Origin of the sequence: Pontibacillus litoralis JSM 072002 (assembly GCF_000775615.1) — a bacterium.
GTDB lineage: Bacteria > Bacillota > Bacilli > Bacillales > BH030062 > Pontibacillus > Pontibacillus litoralis.
Genome location: NZ_AVPG01000087.1, coordinates 1 through 318, shown reverse-complemented (window position 1 = coordinate 318; position 318 = coordinate 1). Strand labels below are relative to the sequence as shown.

The 318-nt window shown below is 34.0% G+C and carries 1 protein-coding gene; it reads left to right on the top strand.

Annotated elements, in window-relative coordinates:
* The coding region (locus N784_RS15830) for an NEAT domain-containing protein (RefSeq protein ID WP_036836581.1) at positions 1 to 318 on the top strand (318 nt) is incomplete at both ends.

Below are 318 nucleotides of genomic sequence, written 5' to 3'. Positions count from 1 at the left end.
CCATGAACTACTTTAATACGTATGAAACACGTTATGTATTTGACTCTATAAAGGATAATAATGATGGAGATCAAAACAATAGCGGCAATGACTCTAACCAAACGAATAACCATAACGAATCTAATCAAACAGACAACAAACAGAATCAAACTAACAATGACAACAACTCTAACCAAACGGGTAACCATAACGATGATAGCACAGACCTTAAACATGGTACGTACGATTTGCCTTTTAACGTTTGGAAGAAAGACGAAAATAAAACATCAACGATGGATAAATATGTCAATAAACCTGGTAAACTCATTGTGGAAAATG